Annotated in this window: 19 protein-coding genes; 18 read left to right on the forward strand and 1 reads right to left on the reverse strand. The window is 62.4% G+C overall.

Translation table 11 applies throughout. The annotated features are described in order from the left end of the window. Window positions 1–221 precede the first annotated feature (221 nt). From arnB to QRN46_RS16635, 10 genes are read left to right on the forward strand one after another with little or no spacing between them, the layout of a single operon-like run. A complete protein-coding gene (gene arnB, locus QRN46_RS16590) occupies window positions 222–1,370 on the forward strand; it encodes a UDP-4-amino-4-deoxy-L-arabinose aminotransferase (RefSeq protein WP_285355946.1) in 1,149 nt (382 codons plus the stop codon). Beyond that, entirely contained in the window at window positions 1,367–2,389 is a 1,023-nt protein-coding gene (gene arnC / locus QRN46_RS16595; protein WP_285355948.1) for an undecaprenyl-phosphate 4-deoxy-4-formamido-L-arabinose transferase, read from the forward strand. The genes arnB and arnC overlap by 4 nt, the downstream gene beginning before the upstream one ends. Further along, on the forward strand, window positions 2,386–4,377 hold the full coding sequence (arnA, locus tag QRN46_RS16600; protein WP_201818513.1) for a bifunctional UDP-4-amino-4-deoxy-L-arabinose formyltransferase/UDP-glucuronic acid oxidase ArnA: 1,992 nt from the start codon (window positions 2,386–2,388) through the stop codon (window positions 4,375–4,377). The genes arnC and arnA overlap by 4 nt, the downstream gene beginning before the upstream one ends. Beyond that, entirely contained in the window at window positions 4,377–5,261 is an 885-nt protein-coding gene (gene arnD / locus QRN46_RS16605) for a 4-deoxy-4-formamido-L-arabinose-phosphoundecaprenol deformylase (RefSeq protein WP_011334256.1), read from the forward strand. The genes arnA and arnD overlap by 1 nt, the downstream gene beginning before the upstream one ends. Then, the gene (arnT, locus tag QRN46_RS16610; RefSeq protein ID WP_285355952.1) at window positions 5,258–6,907 is read left to right on the forward strand and encodes a lipid IV(A) 4-amino-4-deoxy-L-arabinosyltransferase; all 1,650 of its coding nucleotides are present in this window, start codon (window positions 5,258–5,260) and stop codon (window positions 6,905–6,907) included. Before arnD ends, arnT begins: the two co-directional genes overlap by 4 nt. Next, window positions 6,904–7,248: a 4-amino-4-deoxy-L-arabinose-phosphoundecaprenol flippase subunit ArnE gene (arnE, locus tag QRN46_RS16615; RefSeq protein WP_285355954.1), complete on the forward strand. Its 345-nt coding sequence runs from the start codon at window positions 6,904–6,906 to the stop codon at window positions 7,246–7,248. Before arnT ends, arnE begins: the two co-directional genes overlap by 4 nt. After that, window positions 7,245–7,649, forward strand: coding sequence for a 4-amino-4-deoxy-L-arabinose-phosphoundecaprenol flippase subunit ArnF (arnF, locus tag QRN46_RS16620; RefSeq protein WP_285355956.1), 405 nt, complete (start codon window positions 7,245–7,247; stop codon window positions 7,647–7,649). Before arnE ends, arnF begins: the two co-directional genes overlap by 4 nt. Continuing rightward, window positions 7,646–9,025, forward strand: a complete 1,380-nt coding sequence (locus tag QRN46_RS16625) for a UDP-glucose dehydrogenase family protein (RefSeq protein ID WP_221614616.1) — start codon at window positions 7,646–7,648, stop codon at window positions 9,023–9,025. The genes arnF and QRN46_RS16625 overlap by 4 nt, the downstream gene beginning before the upstream one ends. After that, window positions 8,998–10,617 carry an ArnT family glycosyltransferase gene (locus QRN46_RS16630; RefSeq protein ID WP_285355958.1) on the forward strand — a complete coding sequence of 540 codons (1,620 nt, stop codon included), beginning with the start codon at window positions 8,998–9,000 and terminating at the stop codon, window positions 10,615–10,617. Before QRN46_RS16625 ends, QRN46_RS16630 begins: the two co-directional genes overlap by 28 nt. Window positions 10,618–10,653: 36 nt before the next feature. Further along, window positions 10,654–11,181: a GNAT family N-acetyltransferase gene (locus QRN46_RS16635; protein WP_285355961.1), complete on the forward strand. Its 528-nt coding sequence runs from the start codon at window positions 10,654–10,656 to the stop codon at window positions 11,179–11,181. On the opposite strand, the gene QRN46_RS16640 is transcribed toward QRN46_RS16635, so the two are convergent. Then, on the reverse strand, window positions 11,165–12,130 hold the full coding sequence (locus tag QRN46_RS16640) for a LysR family transcriptional regulator (RefSeq protein WP_285355963.1): 966 nt from the start codon (window positions 12,128–12,130) through the stop codon (window positions 11,165–11,167). The genes QRN46_RS16635 and QRN46_RS16640 overlap by 17 nt on opposite strands. Before the next feature lie 299 nt (window positions 12,131–12,429). On the opposite strand from QRN46_RS16640, the gene argH reads away from it, so the two are divergent. From argH to QRN46_RS16680, 8 genes are all read left to right on the forward strand, one after another. Then, window positions 12,430–13,857 carry an argininosuccinate lyase gene (gene argH / locus QRN46_RS16645; protein ID WP_011334264.1) on the forward strand — a complete coding sequence of 476 codons (1,428 nt, stop codon included), beginning with the start codon at window positions 12,430–12,432 and terminating at the stop codon, window positions 13,855–13,857. A gap of 61 nt (window positions 13,858–13,918) precedes the next feature. After that, window positions 13,919–14,797 carry an amino acid ABC transporter permease gene (locus QRN46_RS16650; protein WP_011334265.1) on the forward strand — a complete coding sequence of 293 codons (879 nt, stop codon included), beginning with the start codon at window positions 13,919–13,921 and terminating at the stop codon, window positions 14,795–14,797. A 10-nt stretch (window positions 14,798–14,807) separates the two neighbouring features. Beyond that, window positions 14,808–15,572, forward strand: a complete 765-nt coding sequence (locus QRN46_RS16655) for an amino acid ABC transporter ATP-binding protein (RefSeq protein WP_007951284.1) — start codon at window positions 14,808–14,810, stop codon at window positions 15,570–15,572. Window positions 15,573–15,611: 39 nt separating this feature from the next. Next, the gene (locus QRN46_RS16660; protein WP_285355966.1) at window positions 15,612–16,436 is read left to right on the forward strand and encodes an ABC transporter substrate-binding protein; all 825 of its coding nucleotides are present in this window, start codon (window positions 15,612–15,614) and stop codon (window positions 16,434–16,436) included. 57 nt (window positions 16,437–16,493) lie between these two features. Beyond that, a complete protein-coding gene (locus QRN46_RS16665) occupies window positions 16,494–17,342 on the forward strand; it encodes a polysaccharide deacetylase family protein (RefSeq protein WP_221614611.1) in 849 nt (282 codons plus the stop codon). Beyond that, window positions 17,335–18,225 carry a polysaccharide deacetylase family protein gene (locus QRN46_RS16670; RefSeq protein WP_285355968.1) on the forward strand — a complete coding sequence of 297 codons (891 nt, stop codon included), beginning with the start codon at window positions 17,335–17,337 and terminating at the stop codon, window positions 18,223–18,225. Before QRN46_RS16665 ends, QRN46_RS16670 begins: the two co-directional genes overlap by 8 nt. Then, window positions 18,222–19,574, forward strand: coding sequence for an MmgE/PrpD family protein (locus QRN46_RS16675; RefSeq protein ID WP_285355970.1), 1,353 nt, complete (start codon window positions 18,222–18,224; stop codon window positions 19,572–19,574). The genes QRN46_RS16670 and QRN46_RS16675 overlap by 4 nt, the downstream gene beginning before the upstream one ends. Window positions 19,575–19,590: 16 nt before the next feature. Then, window positions 19,591–20,769 carry an MFS transporter gene (locus QRN46_RS16680; RefSeq protein WP_285355973.1) on the forward strand — a complete coding sequence of 393 codons (1,179 nt, stop codon included), beginning with the start codon at window positions 19,591–19,593 and terminating at the stop codon, window positions 20,767–20,769. Window positions 20,770–20,787 lie beyond the last annotated feature (18 nt).

Below are 20,787 nucleotides of genomic sequence, written 5' to 3' on the forward strand. Positions count from 1 at the left end.
GGTTTTTCATGTTCCTTTCACAAAAACGGGCATAACCTTAATTCCACTGAGTCCTGTGCCGGCGCCGCCCAAGCTGCCGGGCAATGCCTGAAAAGTCAACCGAACCCGACGTTATGTCGTCTTGGCAACTTATTGATGCAAAGGATTTTTTCGCGTCTACGCTTTGATTGGATCCGATTTTTCTGTGGATCTATTTCTTTTTTCTTTGCAATGAGGTGTGCATGAGTCAGGCGTTTCTCCCCTTCTCCCGCCCCAGTATCGGTGATGAAGAAATTGCCGCCGTGGAGCAAGTCCTGCGCTCCGGCTGGATCACCACCGGGCCGAAAAACCAGGCCCTCGAAGAACAATTTGCCCAGTACGTCGGCAGTCGTCATGCCGTGGCACTTTCCTCGGCCACCGGTGCCATGCATGTAACGTTACTGGCGTTGGGAATCGGCCCCGGCGATGAAGTCATCACCCCGTCGCAGACCTGGGTGTCGACCGCCAACATGATCTCGCTGCTCGGCGCCACGCCGGTGTTCGTCGATGTCGACCGCGACACCCTGATGACCGACGCCGCGCGCATCGAAGCCGCCATCACCCCGCGCACCAAAGCAATCATTCCGGTGCATTACGCTGGCGCCGCGTTTGATCTCGACCCGCTCTACGCGCTGGCCGACAAGCATGGTATCGCCGTGATCGAAGACGCCGCCCACGCCGCCGGCACCCGCTACAAGGGTCGTCACGTCGGCTCGCAAGGCACCGCAATCTTTTCTTTCCACGCGATCAAGAACATGACCTGCGCCGAAGGCGCGATGTTCGTCACCGACGACGAAGCCCTGGCCAACCGCGTGCGCATGCTCAAGTTCCATGGCCTGGGTGTCGATGCCTACGACCGCCTGACCCACGGCCGCAAACCCCAGGCCCAGGTGATCGAGCCCGGTTTCAAATACAACCTGGCCGACATCAACGCCGCGATTGCGCTGGTGCAACTGGAGCGTCTGGACGCGATCAACGCCCGTCGCACCGAACTGGCCACGCAATACCTGCAAAAACTCGAAGGCCTGCCGGTGCAACCGCTGGCGGTGCCTGCCTACGCGCAAACCCACGCCTGGCACCTGTTCATCCTGCGCATCGACAGCGAGCGCTGCGGCATGGATCGCGAAGCCTTCATGAAGGGTTTGCAGGAGCTAGGCATTGGCACCGGCATCCACTTCATCGCCACCCACCTGCACACCTGGTATCGCCAGCGTGATCCGCACCTGTCCCTGCCCGACACCGAGTGGAACTCGGCGCGGCTGTGCTCGATTCCCTTGTTTCCCGACATGACCGACCAGGATCTGGACCGGGTCGTCGGGGCCATTGAACACCTGATGGGGAAACGCCCGTGAGACCTTATCCGATTCATTGCGTGTCGATCGTCATCCCGGTCTACAACGAAGAAGACAGCCTGCCGGAACTGCTGCGCCGTACCCAGGCTGCCTGCAAGCAACTGCGTCATGACTACGAAATCGTGCTGGTCGACGACGGCAGCCGCGACGCCTCCGCGCAATTGCTCGAAGAGGCGGCCTCGGTCGTGGACAGCCCGTTCGTGGCAGTCATCCTCAACCGCAACTACGGTCAGCACGCGGCGATCATGGCCGGTTTCGAACAGTGCAAGGGCGACGTGGTGATCACCCTCGACGCCGACCTGCAGAACCCGCCGGAAGAAATCCCGCGCCTGGTGGCCGAGGCCGAAAAGGGCTTTGACGTGGTCGGCACCGTACGCGGCAACCGTCAGGATTCGGCGCTACGCCGTTATCCGTCGAAACTCATCAACCTCGCGGTGCAGCGCTCCACCGGCGTCGCCATGAGCGACTACGGCTGCATGCTGCGCGCCTACCGCCGCACCATCATCGACGCGATGCTCGCCTGTCGCGAGCGCAGCACGTTCATTCCGATCCTTGCCAACAGCTTCGCCCGCCACACTACGGAAATCCCCGTGGCCCACGCCGAGCGCGAACACGGTGATTCGAAATACAGCCCGATGCGCCTGATCAACCTGATGTTCGACTTGATCACCTGCATGACCACCACGCCCCTGCGCCTGCTGAGCATTGTCGGTTTCGCCATGGCCGGGCTCGGCGTGCTGTTCGCGGCGGCGCTGATCTTCATGCGCCTGGCGTTTGGCGCCGGATGGGCCGGCGATGGCCTGTTCGTGCTGTTCGCCGTGCTGTTCGTGTTCACCGGCGGCCAATTCATCGGCATGGGGCTGCTGGGTGAGTACCTGGGCCGCATGTACAGCGACGTGCGCGCCCGCCCGCGTTTCTTCATTGAAAAAGTCCTGCGCGGCCATCCCGCCACGCCGGCCCCCGCCATCACCGTTGACGGCCTCACTTCCAACTCCACGTCTGATCAGGTTCTCTCATGAGCGCAAAAACCGTTGTCTTCGCTTACCACGATATTGGCTGCGCCGGCATTCAAGCCCTGCTCGACAGTGGCTATGACATTGCGGCGGTGTTTACCCATGCCGATGACCCCAAGGAGAACACCTTCTACGCCTCGGTCGCGCAACTGTGCGCCAACAACGGCATCGCGGTTCATGCACCGGAAGACGCCAACCATCCGCTGTGGATCGAGCGGATCGCCAAGCTCGATCCGGATTACATCTTCTCGTTCTACTATCGCAACCTGCTGAGCGAGCCCTTGCTGGCCCTCGCCAAAAAAGGCGCGTTCAACCTGCATGGCTCGCTGTTGCCGCGTTACCGTGGCCGCGCGCCGGCCAACTGGGTGCTGGTCAACGGCGAAACCGAAACCGGTGTCACCCTGCACCGCATGGTCAAACGCGCCGACGCCGGCGCCATCGTCGCCCAACAACGTGTAGCCATCGAACGCAGCGACACCGCGCTGAGCCTGCACGGCAAACTGCGCACGGCCGCCAGCGACCTGCTGCGCGACGCGCTGCCAGCGATGCTTCAGGGCAAGATCACCGAAACCCCGCAGGACGAATCCCAAGCCACGGTGTTCGGTCGTCGCACCCCGGCGGACGGCAAACTGGTCTGGGCGCAACCGGCCGAGCAACTGTTCAACCTGGTGCGAGCCGTGACCCGTCCGTATCCGGGCGCCTTCTGCGCCGTGGGCGAGCACAAGCTGATCGTGTGGAGCGCCGACGTGGTCAAGGGCAACGAAGGTCAGGCGCCGGGCCGAGTCATCAGTGTCGATCCGCTGCGTATCGCCTGCGGTGAAGATTCGCTGGTGATCAACGCCGGCCAGCGCAACGACAACGGGCTGTACCTGAGCGGCCCGCAACTGGCCAGTGAACTGGGTCTGGTGGACGGCTCGCTGCTGCGCGGTGCCGAATCCGGTCGCGGGCCACGCCGCACACGGGTGCTGATCCTCGGCGTCAACGGTTTCATCGGCAACCATTTGTCCGAGCGCCTGCTGCGTGACGAGCGCTACGAAGTCTATGGCCTGGACATCGGCTCCGATGCCATCGACCGCCTGCGCAGCCACCCGCGTTTCCACTTCGTCGAAGGCGACATCAGCATTCACTCGGAGTGGATCGAGTACCACATCAAGAAATGCGACGTGGTCCTGCCGCTGGTGGCCATCGCCACGCCGATCGAATACACGCGCAACCCGCTGCGGGTGTTCGAGCTCGACTTCGAAGAAAACCTGAAGCTGGTGCGCTACTGCGTCAAATACAACAAGCGCGTGATCTTCCCGTCGACCTCGGAAGTCTATGGCATGTGCCAGGACAAGCACTTCGACGAAGACCGCTCCAACCTGACCGTCGGCCCGATCAACAAGCAGCGCTGGATCTACTCGGTGTCCAAGCAATTGCTCGACCGGGTGATCTGGGCCTACGGCGCCAAAGGCCTGAACTTCACCCTGTTCCGTCCCTTCAACTGGATGGGCCCGCGCCTCGACCGTCTGGATTCGGCCCGTATCGGCAGCTCCCGCGCCATCACCCAGTTGATCCTCAACCTGGTGGAAGGCACGCCGATCCGCCTGTTCGACGGCGGCGAGCAGAAACGCTGCTTCACCGACATCGCCGACGGCGTCGAGGCACTGGCGCGGATCATCGATAACGACAACGACGTCTGCAACGGCCAGATCATCAACATCGGCAACCCGGACAACGAAGCCAGCATTCGGCAGTTGGGCGAAGAACTGCTGCGCCAGTTCGAGGCTCACCCGTTGCGCAGCAACTTCCCGCCGTTCGCCGGTTTCCGCGACGTGGAAAGCAAGGCGTTCTACGGCGCCGGTTACCAGGACGTCGAGCACCGCAAACCGAGCATCGCCAACGCCAAGCGCCTGCTGGACTGGACGCCGACCGTGGAAATGCGCGAGACGATCGGCAACACGCTGGACTTCTTCCTGCGTGAGGCCATGGCCGAAATCGAGAGCAAGCGTTAATGCAGGCCGGTTTGCGCATCGACGTCGACACCTTTCGCGGCACCCGCGAAGGCGTGCCGCGCTTGCTGGAAATCCTCGATGAAGCGCAGATCAAAGCGACGTTTTTCTTCAGTGTCGGCCCGGACAACATGGGCCGGCATCTGTGGCGCCTGATCCGTCCGCAGTTCCTCTGGAAGATGCTGCGCTCCAACGCCGCCGGCCTGTACGGCTGGGACATCCTGCTGGCGGGCACGGCGTGGCCGGGCAAGCCGATCGGCCGCGACCTCGGGCACCTGATGCGTCAGGCCCGGGCCGCCGGCCACGAGGTCGGCCTGCACGCCTGGGATCACCACGGCTGGCAGGCCAATGCCGGGCACTGGAGCGCTGCGCAACTGGTCGAGCAGATCCGTCAGGGCGTCGATACCTTGAGCGACATCCTCGGAGAAAAGGTCACGTGTTCAGCCGCCGCCGGTTGGCGTGCGGACGAGCGTGTGATCGAAGCCAAGCAGGCCTTCGGCTTTCGCTACAACAGCGATTGCCGTGGGCAGCGGGTGTTCCGTCCGTTGCTGGCCGATGGCTCGGTCGGTGCGCCGCAGATTCCGGTGGACCTGCCGACCTTCGATGAAGTGGTCGGGCCGAGCGTGGCAGCGAAGGATTTCAACGCCTTCATCCTCGACCGGTTCCGCCCTGAAAACCTCAACGTCTACACCATTCACGCCGAAGTAGAAGGGATTCTGATGGCCGATGATTTTCGTCGACTGCTGGCCGAGGCACGCCAGCAAAACATTCACTTCCAACCGTTGGGCGATTTGCTGCCCGAGTTTCTCAACTCCTTGCCCGTCGGCCGCGTGCAACGCGGCGCCCTCGAAGGCCGCGAAGGTTGGCTGGGAGTGCAAGGCGCATGAGCAAACGCTGGGCATTGCCGCTGTTGCTGGGGATTTTTCTGCTGGCTTATCTGCTGCCGCTGGGCAGCCATGGTTTGTGGATTCCCGATGAAACCCGTTATGCGCAGATCAGCCAGGAGATGCTGCTGAGCGGCAACTGGGTGTCGCCGCATTTCATGAACCTGCGTTACTTCGAAAAACCGGCGGCCGGTTACTGGATGATCGCCATCGGGCAGGCCTTGTTCGGCCAGAACCTGTTCGGCGTGCGGTTTGCCTCGGCCCTGAGCACCGGGCTGAGCGTGCTGCTGTGCTTCCTCATCGCCCGCCGTTTGTGGAACGAACCGCGCAAAAGCTTCGTCTGCGCCCTGCTCTACATGAGTTTCACCATCGTCGCCGGCCAGGCCGGTTACGCCAACCTCGATCCGCAATTCACCTTCTGGGTCAACCTGAGTCTGGTGGCGCTGTGGTTCGCCCTCGACAGCCGTTCCAATGGTCAGCGGATCGCCGGCTGGGCGGTGCTGGGTCTGGCGTGCGGCATGGGGTTCATGACCAAGGGTTTTCTCGCCTGGTTGCTGCCGGTGCTGATCGCCTTGCCGTGGATGCTCTGGCAAAAACGCTGGAAGGAATTGCTGCTGTACGGTCCGGTGGCCATCGCGGTGGCGATCATCGTCAGCCTGCCGTGGGCGCTGGCGGTGCATGGTCAGGAACCGGATTACTGGCGGTTCTTCTTCTGGCACGAACACATCCGCCGCTTTGCCGGCGACGATGCCCAGCATGACGCGCCGTGGTGGTTCTATCTGCCGCTGCTGGTGGCGTTCAGTCTGCCGTGGGTCGGGATGTTGCCGGTGGCATTCAAGCAAGCGTGGCAGACCCGCCGCGAAACCGGCATCGCGTTTCTTGGCCTGTGGCTGCTGATGCCACTGCTGTTCTTCAGCCTGAGCAACGGCAAGCTGCCGACCTACATCCTGCCGTGCCTGCTGCCGCTGGCGTTGCTGCTGGGCCACGCGCTGGCCGATCGCTTGCGTCTGGAGCAAGGCCGGGCGCTGGGCCTCAATGGCATGCTGAACCTGTTGCTGGGACTGGTCGCGTTGATCGGGCTGGTTTACGTACAGCTCAAGCGTCCGCTGTACGACCACGAATTGCACAGTCTGGTGCTGGTGTTCATCGCCCTGACCGGCTGGATCATCAGCAACCTGCTGCAAGCGTTTCGTCCTTTGCAATGCTGGGCGGCGCCGGCGGTCGGCAGTTTGCTGCTGATCGCGTTACTGCCAGCGGCGCTGCCCAGATCGGTGGTGGCGAACAAGATGCCCGACCAGTTCGTCCTCGCCCACCAGAAGGAACTGGCAGCCACCACCCACCTGTTGAGCAACGACCTGGGCGCCGCCTCGGCCCTGTCCTGGCGGGTCAAACGCCCGCAGGTGGCGTTGTACAACACGATAGGCGAACTGAAATATGGGCTTGCCTATCCTGACGGCATACAACAACGGGTCGATCCCGATCAGGTGCAACAGTGGATGCGCGAAGCCCGCAAGACCGGTTCGGTCGGCGTGGTGATGCGGGTCAAGGGGCAAGACGAACTGGACGAACTCGACAGACTGCCCAAGGACGGCGTTCGTTATGAACAGGGCAACCTGGTGATCATGATTCTGCCGCAGGAGGCCTCATGAGCCTGTGGCTGCTGTTGCTCGCCTGCCTGCTGACCTGCCTGGGCCAGGTTGCGCAGAAATGCGCTGTCGAGAACTGGCGCGGCGCGGACCTGTCGTGGTCGCGCAAATGGCGCTCGCCGTGGCTGTGGCTGGCGCTGTTTGCCCTCGGCTCCGGCCTGCTGGTATGGCTGCTGGTGTTGCAGCGCCTGCCGGTCAGCGTCGCCTACCCGATGCTCAGCCTCAATTTCGTGGTCATCACCCTGATCGCCCGCTTCGTGTTCAAGGAACCCGTCGACGTTCAACACTGGTTCGGCGTGCTGCTGGTGATCGGTGGCGTGGCGCTGTTGGGGCAACAGTCATGAACCGGCGTCGTGGAATCCTCTTCGCCCTGGCCAGCGTGCTGCTGGTCAGCGTGGCGCAACTGAGCATGCGCTGGAGCATGACGCGCCTGCCCCGACCGGATCAGTGGCTGGCCACGCCCAGTGTCGACTCAGTCGCGCTGGCCGTGGTGCTGGCGGCGATCTTCGCCTACGCACTCTCGATGCTCTGCTGGCTCGCCGCCCTGCGCGATCTGCCGCTGGGCCGGGCCTATTCGCTGCTGAGCATCAGCTATGCGCTGGTGTATTTGCTGGCCGCCAGCCTGCCGCTGTTCAACGAATCCTTCAGTTTCTCCAAATCGCTGGGCGTGGCGCTGGTCATGCTCGGGGTCATCACTATCAACACTCGTCCGGCCCGTGCGCCGGAGTTGAGGAGTTCGCCATGAAAATCACAGTATTTGGTAGCGGTTATGTCGGTCTGGTGCAGGCTGCCGTCCTGGCCGAGGTGGGTCACGACGTGGTGTGCATGGACATCGACGAGAAAAAAATCGAACTGTTGCGCCAGGGCCACGTCAGCATCTTCGAGCCGGGGCTGGCCAGTCTGGTCCGCGAAGGCCTGGATGCCGGGCGCCTGCAATTCACCTGCGATGAAATACTTGCGGTGCAACATGGCAAGGTTGCGTTCATTGCCGTTGGCACCCCGTCCAACGAGGACGGTTCGGCCGACCTGCGTTATGTGCTGTCGGTGGGCGACGCCGTGGCCCGGCACCGTGAGAAACCGCTGATCCTGGTGGAGAAATCCACCGTACCGGTCGGCACCGGTGACACTTTGCGTGCGCATCTGGATAAAGCCTTGGTCAAGGCCGGACGTCTGTTGCAGTTCGATATCGTCTCCAACCCGGAGTTTCTCAAGGAAGGTTCGGCCGTCGCCGACTGCCGCCGGCCGGACCGGATCGTCATCGGTTGCGAACGCGAAGAAGTGCGCGACGTGATGCGCGACCTGTACTCGCCGTTCAACCGCAACCACGACCGCATCATGTTCATGGACCTGCGCAGCGCCGAGCTGACCAAATACGCCGCCAACGGCATGCTGGCGACCAAGATCAGCTTCATCAACCAGATCGCCGAACTGGCCGAGCACCTGGGCGCGGACATCGAATCGGTACGCCAGGGCATCGGCGCCGACAGCCGCATCGGCTACCACTTCATCTACCCCGGCTGCGGTTACGGCGGCTCGTGTTTTCCCAAGGACATGCGCGCGCTGATCCACAGCGCCGAAGAGGCGCACTGCTCCAGCGACTTGCTGCAAGCCGTGGAAGCGATCAACCAGCGGCAGAAACACAAGCTGTTCGAACGGATCAACGCGTTTTACAAGGGCGAACTGCGCGGCAAGACCTTCGCGGTCTGGGGCCTGGCCTTCAAGCCGAACACCGACGACATGCGCGACGCGCCAAGCCGGGTCTTGCTCGAATCGCTGTGGGCCGCTGGCGCCAATGTGCGGGCGTTCGACCCGGAAGCCATGCAGGAAACCCAGAACCTGTACCCGGACGAATCGAAGCTGATGTTGATGGGCACCCCGGAATCGGTACTCGCCGGTTCCGATGCGCTGATCATCTGCACCGAATGGCAGCAGTTCAAGGCGCCGGACTTCGACCTGATCCAGCAACGCCTCAAGGCCCCGGTGATCTTCGATGGCCGCAACCTCTACGACGCCGAACGCCTGGCCCGTAACGGCTTCCACTACTTCCCGATGGGCCGTGGCGAATCGCGCACCTTGCCGATTCCGTTGCAGCAATGGCCGCACGCCTCGGACGTGGCTTGATCGGGTTGTCCTGTGCCATTCGCCGGCAGTCCCTGATCGCAGGGCTGCTGGCGTTTGTGCTGTTCATCGCCGGCGTGTACGGGCAGGCGCCCATCGGTTTCGACTCGCGCTTCGTGCTGTTCGCCCAGGAAATGCTGCGCCACGGGCCCAGTGTATTTCCCACCACCTATGGTGAGCCGTACGCCGACTATTCGGCGCTCTCGACGTTGTTCATCTGGCTGCTGTCGTTGCCCTTCGGCACGGTCAACAGCCTGACAGCGTGGCTGCCGAGCGCGGTTGCCGGCGCGGTGATCGTGACGTTGATGTATCGCTTGCTCGCGCCCTCGTCCGTGCGCTGGGCGATCGTCAGCATCGCCTTGCTGATGCTCACCAGCACCTTCATCACCGAAACGCGCGCGGTGTCGCAGGACCTGATGCTCGCCGCCGTGGCGTTTTCGGTGCTCTACCTCGGCTATGCCCACGATCATTTCGCTGCCGGTCGGCGCTGGCCGCTGGTGTTCATTCTGTTACTGCTGGGGTTCGGTATTCGCGGGCCGATCGGGCTGGTGGTGCCGACCGGCATGCTGTGCAGCTATTACCTGCTGGATCGCCAATGGTCACGCCTGTTGCTCTTCGGGGTGCTGGCTTCGCTGCTGCTGGCGGCCTGCGTCGGGCTGTTGTTGTGGCTGGCGGAGGTCAGCGGTGGGCCGGCGTTTCGTCAGGACGTGATCCGCATGCAGTTCATGGGGCGCATGGACGGCAGCGAAGGCGTCAGCGGTTCGCTGTATTACTTCACCAGCTCACTGGGCAACTACGCGCTGGCGTATCCGCTGGCCTTGCTGGCACTGGCGGCGGCATGGTTGAGCAAGCCCCGGCAACGCGGCCCGGCTTTGCGACTGGTGCAGTATTGCGCCGCTGCGGGGTTGATCGTGATGCTCGGGCTGTCGATTCCACAGGCGAAAAAGGCCCGTTACCTGCTGCCGATGCTGCCCATGGCGGCGATCATTGCGGCGTATCCGTTTCAGGTGTTGCACGGCCGGGTGTTTGCCTGGCTGCGCGTCGCCATGCAGGGATTGTGGTTGTTGATTCCCGCGTTGCTGATCGTCCTGTTATGGGTGGCGAAGCGACGGTTTCCCGAGTCGTTGACCGGCCTGACGTCGGTAATGATCGTGCTGGGATTGCTGCAAGTAGCCGCGTTGTCGCGGTTGTGGCTGCCGCGCTGGCGAACCGAAGTCCTCGCGTTCAGCGCTGTTCTGGCGGTCTGGTCGGCGTACGCGCTGGTGTTCGAGCCGGTGGAGCGCCAGCTGTATGACACGCGATCCTTCAGCCAGGCAGCCATGGTGCGGATCCACGAGCAACCCGCGCCGCTGGTGCTGCACGGCATGGGCAAGGATGCCAAGGCGATCAAGTTCATGGTCAACGTCGAGCAGGATCTGCAACCGCTGTTCACTGAAACCACGCAAGCGCTCGAAGCACTCAAGGGGCCGGCGTGGCTGATGATGGATCACAGCGACTATCAAGCCCTGCAAGGCACGCCGCCCGGGGCGCTGCAACCGGTGCTGAGCGGGCGTTTCGATAAAAACGATTATGTGTTGCTGTGGCTGACGCCTTAACCTGCGCGGCGTGATTTCCACAGGGACCGCTGACTGATGACCTTTACCGTGCGACAGGCCCTGGCAGCCGATGCCATCGCCCTTCCCGCCATCGAGCGTTCGGCCGCCGAGTTGTTTCGCCTTGACCCGTCACTGGCCTGGTTGGCAGATGCCGACGTGCCGAAGGCCTCGGCGCATTTACCGGCTATTGAGCGGGGCGAACTGTGGGTGGCGGAAAACAACGACGGACAACTTGCAGGTTTTTTAAAGGCGGTGACTGTCGATCAACAGTTGCACATTGAGGAACTGTCCGTCAGCCAACACTTTCAGGGCCGGGGCGTCGGTCGCAAGTTGCTGTTGGCGGCGATTGAACAGGCGCGTCTGCGGCAACTTCCGGCGGTGACGCTGACGACGTTTCGCGATCTGGCGTGGAATGCGCCGTTCTATCAACGCATGGGTTTTGCGCTATTGAACGCCGACGACAGCGACGAGCGTCTGAACGAAGTATTGCGCGATGAAATCACTCACGGATTGCCCGGCGAGCGACGTTGCGCCATGCGCCTGATGCTCACGCCGTCGCCTTGAGATCAACCCCCAGCGCCTGGGCAAACGCCTTGACCAGCGGACTGCGCACGGTGTTGTGGCGCAGGATCAGATTGAATGGCGTGTCGAAGTGGATCAGCTCCGGGCACACCGCGCGAAACTGCCCGGCGGCCACCAGCGGGGCGGCGTAATGCTGCGGCAGAAAGCCCACGAAACGCCCGGTCTTGATCAGCAACGCGACCGCTTCGACCTGGGTCGCCGAGGCGGAAAAACTGTCGTAGCGGGCGAAGTTGAGCTTGTCGCGATGGATCGCGTAGCGGTGGTTGATGCACTCGTAATCCTGCAGCACGTTACCGCCCATCTGCTCCGCCGGCATCTCGAACAACGGGTGGCCGACCGCGCAGTAAGCCTGCGAGCGTTCTTCATAGAGCGGGTAATAATCGAACTCTTCGCGTTTCTGATATACCGGGACTATTCCGGCAACTAAGCGACCTTCCACCACGCCTCTTTCCACTTCATCCAACTGGGTCGACTGAAGTTGAAACCTTACTTTCGGAGAATGTTCATTTATCTTTCTAAGCGCGGCAACTAACGGTGAATTATCGTCGCTAATCGTATTATCGATCACCCCCACTCCGAGATCACCGATAAGTTCATTCTGCGCCGAACTAAGCCGGTCACGAAAGTTGTCGACCGAGGCAAACAGATCGATTGACGCCTGATACACCAGACGCCCTTCCTCGGTCAGGTGAAACCCTTCGCGGCCACGGGTGCACAGGCGCATGCCGATGCGGATTTCGAGGTCGGAGATCTGCTTGCTGATCGCGGCCAGGCCCACGTTCAGCTCGTTTTGCGCCGCGCTGAAGCCGCCGGCCTCGACCACCGCCTTGAACACCTTGAGCAGTTTGAAATCCAGTCCGCTGAGGGCCAACGGTGCCCGGTGAGCGGTTTTGACCGGTGGGTTTCCGGAATTGGAAAGTGGGGTTTCCATAATGCTGATTTACCTCTGGCGCAATGTTCAACAATCTGTGTCCAACAACAAAAACATCGCCGGCTAATAATAATGATCACAGAAAACCAGCCTTGGCAACCGCCAGAAAATTCCGAACATCAGTGCCAACTCACTGATCGCCAAACATTAAAAGCTGACACTTCGATCAGCTCTTGTCACTTTGCAACTGCCCTCTTGAAAACTGCTTTGGCCTGATTCCGTCTGCCGATTGTTCGGCACGTTTTTTCAGGGCCATGCACACCGATTTCAGTTCGCGTTACCGACGAGGAAAACAACAAATGTCTCAAACCACCGACCGTCTCTGGGGTGCCCGTTTCAAAAGCGGCCCGTCCGCTGCCCTGGCGGCCCTGTCCCGTTGCCCCGAGCGCTATTTCCGCCTGACGCCGTACGATCTGGCCGGCTCCAAGGCCCACGCCGGGGAACTGCAACGTGCCGGTCTGCTGGACGAGCAGGAAACCCGCACGATGATCGAAGCCCTGGACGGCATCGGTGCCGATTTCGCTGCCGGGCGCATCGCCCCGACGCTGGACGACGAAGACGTTCACACCTTCATCGAGCGCCTGCTGACCGAACGCCTCGGCGCACTGGGCGGCAAGCTGCGCGCCGGCCGTTCACGCAACGACCAGACCGCCAACGACCTGCGCCTGTTCCTGCGTGATCACGTCCGCACCCTGGCCGTGGAAGTGCTGGCCCTGCAAACGGCGCTAGTTGATCAGGCCGAGCAGCACGTCGAAAGCATCTGCCCGGGCTTCACCCACTTGCAGCAAGCGCAACCGATCGTGTTCGCCCATCACCTGTTGGCCCACGCGCAATCGATGCTGCGTGACGTGCAGCGACTGATGGACTGGGACGCCCGCACTTCGCTGTCGCCCCTCGGTGCCGCAGCCATGGCCGGCTCCGCGATCGCTCGTCAGCCGCAACAATCGGCCAAGGAAATGGGCTATGCCGGGGTCTGCGAAAACTCCATCGACGCCGTGGCCAGCCGCGATCACGTCGCCGAATTCCTGTTCATCGCCAGCATGCTCGGGATCAACATCTCGCGTCTGGCCGAAGAATTCTGCCTGTGGTCGTCGCGCCAGTTCCGCTGGGTCGATCTGGACGACGCCTATGCCACCGGCAGCTCGATCATGCCGCAGAAGAAAAACCCCGACATCGCCGAACTGGCCCGCGGCAAGGCTGGGCGTCTGATCGGCAACCTGACCGGTCTGCTGTCGACCCTCAAATCCCTGCCGCTGTCGTACAACCGCGACCTGAGCGAAGACAAGAACGGCGTGCTCGACAGCGTCGACACCCTGCTGCTGGTGCTGCCGGCGATGGCCGGGATGGTCGCGACCATGACCGTCAACGTCGAGGAACTGCGCCGTCAGGCACCACTGGGTTTCACCCTCGCCACCGAAGTCGCCGACTGGCTGGCGGTGCGCGGCGTGCCGTTCAAGGAAGCGCACGAAATCACCGGCGCACTGGTGCAGGCCTGCGAAAAACACGACCTTGAATTGTGGGAAGCCTCGCCGGCATTGCTGGCCGAGATCGACCCGCGCCTCACGGCAGACGTGCGTGACAGCCTGACCCTGGAAGCCGCCATCGCGGCCCGCAGCGGCTGGGGCGGCACCGCGCCGCAACAGGTGCGCGAGCAGATCGGCCGCCTGAAAACCGCCCTCGCCGCGCAGCAGCAGTGGACCGAAAACTACCAGGGCTTCCGCCTCTAAGCCGGGTCCCCCTCCCACCGGGAGGGGGTTGATCGAAAAGTACAGTGTACGGAGAAACACCATGAGCCAGACTCAGGCAGAACGACTCCAGGCGGAGCGCAAACTGGCGGAAAACCAGTTCGACATTACCCAGTACCAGCATGTGCCACGGCGTTATTACGGGCGGATCTTCTTCGCCACCGTGATCGTCATCGCCATCATCGGCCTGGTGCGGGCCTTCGCCGAAGGCAAGATCGAATGGTCGTACATCGGCCAGTTCCTCACCTCCGAAGCGATCATGTGGGGCCTGTTCAACACGATCATCATGGCCGTGCTGGCCATGGCACTCGGCATCGTGTTCGGCGTGATCACCGCGATCATGCGCATGTCGGCCAACCCGATCCTGCGTTACGTGGCAGTGACCTACACCTGGCTGTTTCGCGGTACGCCGCTGATTCTGCAACTGCTGTTGTGGTTCAACCTGGCGCTGATCTTCCCCACCATCGGCATTCCCGGTCTGTTCGAACTCGACACCGTAAGCCTGATGACCCCGTTCGTGGCCGCCCTGCTCGGCTTGAGCATCAACCAGGGCGCCTACACCGCTGAAGTGGTGCGCGCCGGCCTGCTGTCGGTGGACACCGGCCAGTACGAAGCGGCCAAGTCGATCGGCATGCCGCGCCTGCAAGCGCTGCGCCGGATCATCCTGCCCCAGGCCATGCGGATCATCATTCCGCCGGTCGGCAACGAATTCATCGGCATGGTGAAAATGACCTCGCTGGCGAGCGTCATCCAGTACTCGGAACTGCTCTACAACGCCCAGAACATCTACTACGCCAACGCCCGGGTCATGGAGCTGCTGATCGTCGCCGGTATCTGGTACCTGGCCACCGTCACCGTCCTGTCCTTTGGTCAAAGCCGTCTGGAGCGTCGTTTCGCTCGCGGCGCCGGCAAGCGTTCTTGAGGAGTCGAACATGAGAAGCATCGTCAAGGCCGTGAGCCTGAACAAATATTACGACCAGTACCACGCGCTCAAGGACATCAACATCGAAGTCGAGCAAGGCGAAGTGCTGTGCATTATCGGCCCGTCCGGCTCGGGCAAGAGCACCCTGCTGCGCTGCGTCAACCAGTTGGAAAAGATCGACAAGGGCGGCCTCTGGGTCGACGGCGAACTGGTCGGCTACCGCGTCGTCGGGCACAAACTGCACGAACTCAACGAGTCGCAGATCGCCCGCCAGCGCCTGGCCACCGGCATGGTGTTCCAGCGCTTCAACCTGTTCCCGCACATGACCGTGCTGCAAAACATCATCGAAGGCCCGTGCCAGGTGCTCAAGCGTTCGCCCAAGGAGGCGCACGAAGAAGCCCTGGAACTGCTGGCCCGGGTCGGCCTGGCCGACAAACGCAACAGCTACCCGATCGAACTGTCGGGCGGTCAGCAGCAACGGGTGGCGATTGCCCGCGCCCTGGCCATGCGACCCAAGCTGATGCTGTTCGATGAACCCACTTCGGCACTCGACCCGGAACTGGTCGGTGAGGTGCTGTCGGTGATGCGCGATTTGGCGCAGACCGGCATGACCATGATCGTCGTCACCCATGAACTGGGCTTCGCCCGGGAGGTTTCCAACCGCATGGTGTTCATGGACGGCGGGCAGATCGTGGAGGCTGGAAGCCCCGAAGAAATACTAATAAGTCCGCAAAACCCGCGCACCCAAAGCTTCATTTCTGCCGTTCGAACCTGAGGCCCCTTTGGCCTTCACAACACTCATAAGAGAACGTCCATGAAGAATTTCGTCATTCCAGCAGTACTCACCTCCCTGATGTCTTGCGGTGTCGCCGTGGCCGCCGAGTTGCCGGCCAGCATCAAGGAAAAAGGCGAGATCGTCGTCGCGATCATGCCCAACTATCCGCCGATGGATTTCAAGGACCCGGCCACCAACAAGCTCACCGGCCTTGACTACGACCTGGGCAACGCCCTGGCCGAACGCCTCGGGGTGAAGATCAAGTGGCAGGAAACCGGCTTCGAGCAAATGATCAACGCCCTGACCACCGAGCGCGTGGACATGGTTCTGTCGGGCATGACCGACACCGCCGAGCGCCAGGCCAGCGTGACCTTCGTCGACTACTTCACCAGCGGCCCGCAGTTCTACACCTTGCAGAAGAACGCAACGACCAATGAAATCATCGACCTGTGCGGCAAGAAAGTCGGCACCAGCCGCCGCACCACCTTCCCGGCGGAAATCGCTGCGTGGAGCAAGGAAAACTGTGAAGCGGCCGGCAAACCTGCAATCAACGTGATCGGCACCGAAGGCTCGGCCGACGCCCGTGCGCAACTGCGCCAGAGCCGCATCGATGCGGCGATGCAGGGCAGCGAAACCCTGTCGTACCTCAAGACTCAGGAAAAGGACATGTACAAGACGGTCGGCCAGCCGATCTCCGTGCAGTTCACCGGGTTGGGTGTGAGCAAGAAGAAGCCGGAGCTGAGTGAAGCGGTGAAGGTGGCGTTGCAGAGCATGGTGGATGACGGCAGCTATGGCGCGATTCTGAAGAAGTGGGATCTGGAGCTGGGTGCGATCAAGGATGTGACCATTAACGCGGGCAAGTAAACCGGTCAGCGCCGACCCAACCGGTCGGCGCCTTTTTCATGAACAGCCGGAGCGCCCTTGATGTCCTCCTTGCAATCCATCTGGCCCGACCAGCACAAAGCCTGCCTCGCCCTGGCCTTCGACCTCGACGGCCCGACCGGCGACGCCATGCTCAACAACTCGATCTGGCACAAACCCGAGTACTTTGGCTTCGGCGGCTACGGCCCCTACCGCGCCCTGCCCCGCCTGCTCGACCTGCTCGACGCCTTCAAGATCCCGACCACCTTCTTCGTCCCCGCCTGGGTCGTGGAAAACTGGCCGAAACAGTGCCAGGCCATCGTCGAGCGCGGTCATGAAGTCGCCTACCACGGCTACAAACACGAATCCTTCTACGCCCTGACGCTGGACCAGCAGCAGGCCGTGATGAACAAATCCCGCGACGTGTTCTGGCAATACCTGCACATCCGCGCCGAGGGCTTTCGCACCCCTTCCGGCGACTGGCGCGCCGAAACCCCGGCGATGCTGGCCGACAACGGCGTCATCTATTCCAGCAGCATGCGCGGCGATGATCGCCCGTATCTGGTCAACGTCCCCGGCCACGACACCCCGCTGGTGGAAATCCCCGGCCGCTGGGAAATGGACGACTACGCCTCCCTCGCCTACACCCGCGCACCGAACTTCCCGTCCGGCCTCGACCGCACCGCCAGCTACGAACTGACCCTCGACAACTGGCAGCGCGAGTACGACGGGGCGATGGACGAAGGTCTGTGCCTGACCACCCTGTTCCACCCGAAAATCACCGGCAAACCGGGGCGCATCCTGTTGCTGGAGAAACTCTTCGAACACATGCGCCAGCGCGATGACGTGTGGTTCGCCACCTGCCGCGACGTCGCCCGTTGGTGGCTGAAGGAGCATCACCATGGCTGACGCCAACAACCTCTGGCCCGCCGGCAAACGCTGCGCAGTGGTGCTGACCGTCGATTACAACGACATCCACGGCATTCTCACTCAGGCCCCGGAAGTCGCCGGGCGCGACAAGACACTGTCGGTGTGGCGCTACGGCACCCAACGCGGCGTCGAGCGATTGCTCGGCCTGTTCAGGGCACTCGGGGTGCGCAGCAGCTGGTTCGTGCCCGGCATTGTCGCCGAGGAAAACCCGCAGCAGATCACCGCGATTCAGGCTGACGGCCATGAAATCGCCTGCGCCGGTTACCGCCACCAGGATTACGACACGCTGGATCTGTCGGCGCAGAGCGCGGAAGTTGCCAAGGGCTGTGCAGCGCTGCAAGCATTGACCGGCGTGCGTCCAACCGGTTTCCGTATTCCGGCGGGCAACGGCGCGCCGGGCTTCATCGAAACCTTGAAAGATCACGGCATTCTCTGGTCTTCATCATGGCGTGGCGATGACCTGCCGTTCTTGCACCCGACGGCCCCCGAGGTGGTCGAGTTGCCGCTGCATTACGAACTGGAAGACGAGCCTTACTTCGCCTTCAATCTGAGCCCGGCCGTGCCGCCGGCACAATCGCGAATCGCCTCTTACAGCCACACCCTGGGCAACCTGCAAATGGACTTCGCTGGATTCCACCGTTTCGGCCTGTGCTACGTGCTGCGCCTGCACCCGGAAATCATCGCCACGCCGGGGCGCATCGGTGTGCTGCGGGAATTGCTGCAAGGCATTCAGCAGCATGACGACGTGTGGATCGCCAGCGGTGCCGAAGTCGCGCAGTGGTGGGCGCAAACGGCGGCGCCGGTTGCGCAGGATCATCCGGCGTCGGTGTATGAGCGACATTATCGGGACTATCTCGTATGACCAAACGCATGCAGCGGCTGGCGCAGTTTTGCGTCGAAACGCGCTTTGAAGATCTGCCGCCAGCGTTGGTGGAACAGGCCAAGCGACACATTCTCGACACCTTCGGCGCAGCACTGGCCGGGGCCGACAGCGCGGTGGCGCTTCAGGCGCGGCAGGTGTTCGGCGCCGAGCCGGGCACCGCGCTGGTCTGGGGTTCGTCGTTGCGGGTCGGCGCGGGGCATGCGGCGTTGCTCAACGGCATCGCCGCCCACGCGCTGGAGCTGGACGACACCGGCGGGTGCGATCACTCCGGCGCGGTAGTGCTGCCGGCGGTGATGGCGGCGCTGTCACTGGTGGATCGGCCGGTGGACGGTCGCGAGTTAATCACCGCCGTGGTGATCGGCTACGAAATCGGCCGGCGGGTGCTGGAAGCCTGCGGCAGTTATTCGGCGCACAACGGCGCTGGCTGGCATTCAACCGCCACCTGCGGCGTGTTCGGCGCGGCGGCGGCCTGTGCGCGGATCTTTGCCTTGGATGCAGGGCAAACCGTATCGGCGCTGGGCATCGCCGGCAGCTTCAGCGGCGGGTTGTGGGCGTTCATTCACGACGGCTCGCAAAGCAAGAAACTGCACAGTGGCCGTGCGGCCGAGGGTGGCTTGCTCGCGGCGCGTTTTGCACGTGAAGGCGTCAGTGGGCCGTCGGTTTTGTTCGAGGATGTCTGGGGTGGATTCCTCAAGACGCTGGCGCCGGGCAGCGCGCAACCGGATGCGCTGGATGCCGATTTGGGGAAGGTCTGGAAACTCGCGCGCTGCTCGATCAAACCCTACGCCGCTTGCCGTGGCACCCATTCGGCGATTGATGCGCTCGGGCTGTTGCTGGAGCAATTGCAGGTCGGCGCGGATCAGGTGGAAGACGTCCAGGTGAATCTGTGCGGCTTTCTGCTCGACATGTGCGGCGGTCGCGACACCCGCAGTCTGGCCGCTGCGCAGATGAGCCTGCCCTACGCCCTCGCCGCGCGACTGGTGCACGGTCATTGCCGACTCGAGGCTTACGACGAACAGCCGCGCAACGATCCGCGCATAGCCCACTGGCTGACGCGCATTCGCCTTGAAGTGGATGAGCGACTGTCGGAGGATGGCGAGCCGGTGGTCATTGTTCGAACCCGCGACGGGCGTGAGGCGAGTCTGTGTGTCGAGGTGCCGCTGGGCGCGCCGGGCAATCCGCTGAGCGAGGCGGCGCTGGAGCAGAAGTTTTTCAGTCTGGCATTGCGGATAATTTCACCGGTCAAGGCCGAGCCGTTACTGGCGCAGCTGCGGCAACTGCAAACGCTGGATTCCGTGCGCGATCTCGAGCACCTGTTAACCAAATAAGGACATTTGATTTTCCGTGGCTACCTACTCGCTCGTTATCCGCCGCCTGATGATCGTCTCGCTGACCATCGTCGTCAGCCGCGCCATCACCAGTCCGTTGCTCACCTTGTTCTTGAGTAAGAAGCTCGGCCTCAACCAACAGGACGTCGGGTTGTTGCTGGGCATCGCGGTGTTCATCGCCACCCTGCTTGCGCTTTACGGCGGCTACATCATCGACCGGCTCGAGAAGCGCCGGTTGCTGATTCTGGCGATGCTCTCCAGCGCCATCGGCTTCGTACTGCTGACCTTCGCCAAAAACCTGTACCTGACGACCGCCACCCTGGTCATCACTGAAACCGCCTCGGCGTTGTTCCTGATCGGTTCCAAGGCGATCCTCAGTGAAAACCTGCCCATGGGTCAGCGGGCCAAGGCGTTTTCCCTGCGCTACACCCTGACCAACATCGGCTACGCCACCGGCCCGATGCTCGGTGTGGTGATCGCCGGGGTGTACCCGATTGCGCCGTTCCTGATTGCTGCCGGTATCGCTTTCGGCAGCATCTTCCTGATGATCGGCATCCCCAAGGACGCCAGCCCGATTGCTGCCATCGGCCAGCCGCAAAGCTTCCTGAAAACCCTGATCACCCTGAAAAACGACCGCACGTTGATCATGTTCACCTGCGGCTGTCTGCTCAGCACCGTGGTTCACGGGCGTTTCACGTTGTACCTGTCGCAATACCTGCTGGTGGTCGAAGACTCGCAGCGCGCGTTGCAAACCATGGCCGCCCTGCTCGCCTGCAATGCCATCGCGGTGATCCTGCTGCAATACCAGATCGGTCGCTTCCTCAACCGGGAAAAACTGCGCTACTGGATCGCCGCCGGCACCAGCCTGTTCATCCTCGGCCTGATCGGTTTCAGCCTCGCCGACAGCCTGGTGACGTGGTGCATCGCGATGTTCATCTTCACCCTCGGCGAGATGATCATTTACCCGTCGGAGTTCCTGTTCGTCGACACCCTGGCACCGGAAGAACTGCGCGGCAGCTATTACGGCGCGCAGAACCTGGCGGCGCTGGGTGGCGCGCTGAGCCCGGTAATTTGCGGCTTCCTGCTGATGCACACGCCGGCGCCGACCATGTTCTACGCCCTCAGCGCGCTGACCGCGATGGGCGGGTTCCTGTGTTTCATGAGCGGGCGCCGTGTAGCTTTACTGCATAAATAATGCACTGAAACTGCATTT

Origin of the sequence: Pseudomonas sp. lyk4-R2A-10 (genome assembly GCF_030209075.1) — a bacterium.
In the GTDB taxonomy this organism is placed as follows: domain Bacteria; phylum Pseudomonadota; class Gammaproteobacteria; order Pseudomonadales; family Pseudomonadaceae; genus Aquipseudomonas; species Aquipseudomonas glycinae.

Bases quoted from the DNA above. Each gene is read 5' to 3' on its own strand.
- arnT (WP_285355952.1), top strand. From the start codon at position 5,258: ATGAGCAAACGCTGGGCATTGCCGCTGTTGCTGGGGATTTTTCTGCTG.
- QRN46_RS16675 (WP_285355970.1), top strand. From the start codon at position 18,222: ATGACCAAACGCATGCAGCGGCTGGCGCAGTTTTGCGTCGAAACGCGC.
- arnA (WP_201818513.1), top strand. From the start codon at position 2,386: ATGAGCGCAAAAACCGTTGTCTTCGCTTACCACGATATTGGCTGCGCC.
- QRN46_RS16625 (WP_221614616.1), top strand. From the start codon at position 7,646: ATGAAAATCACAGTATTTGGTAGCGGTTATGTCGGTCTGGTGCAGGCT.
- QRN46_RS16670 (WP_285355968.1), top strand. From the start codon at position 17,335: ATGGCTGACGCCAACAACCTCTGGCCCGCCGGCAAACGCTGCGCAGTG.
- QRN46_RS16640 (WP_285355963.1), bottom strand. From the start codon at position 12,130: ATGGAAACCCCACTTTCCAATTCCGGAAACCCACCGGTCAAAACCGCT.
- QRN46_RS16655 (WP_007951284.1), top strand. From the start codon at position 14,808: ATGAGAAGCATCGTCAAGGCCGTGAGCCTGAACAAATATTACGACCAG.
- QRN46_RS16630 (WP_285355958.1), top strand. From the start codon at position 8,998: ATGGCCGCACGCCTCGGACGTGGCTTGATCGGGTTGTCCTGTGCCATT.
- arnF (WP_285355956.1), top strand. From the start codon at position 7,245: ATGAACCGGCGTCGTGGAATCCTCTTCGCCCTGGCCAGCGTGCTGCTG.
- arnB (WP_285355946.1), top strand. From the start codon at position 222: ATGAGTCAGGCGTTTCTCCCCTTCTCCCGCCCCAGTATCGGTGATGAA.
- arnE (WP_285355954.1), top strand. From the start codon at position 6,904: ATGAGCCTGTGGCTGCTGTTGCTCGCCTGCCTGCTGACCTGCCTGGGC.
- argH (WP_011334264.1), top strand. From the start codon at position 12,430: ATGTCTCAAACCACCGACCGTCTCTGGGGTGCCCGTTTCAAAAGCGGC.
- QRN46_RS16660 (WP_285355966.1), top strand. From the start codon at position 15,612: ATGAAGAATTTCGTCATTCCAGCAGTACTCACCTCCCTGATGTCTTGC.
- QRN46_RS16650 (WP_011334265.1), top strand. From the start codon at position 13,919: ATGAGCCAGACTCAGGCAGAACGACTCCAGGCGGAGCGCAAACTGGCG.
- arnD (WP_011334256.1), top strand. From the start codon at position 4,377: ATGCAGGCCGGTTTGCGCATCGACGTCGACACCTTTCGCGGCACCCGC.
- QRN46_RS16635 (WP_285355961.1), top strand. From the start codon at position 10,654: ATGACCTTTACCGTGCGACAGGCCCTGGCAGCCGATGCCATCGCCCTT.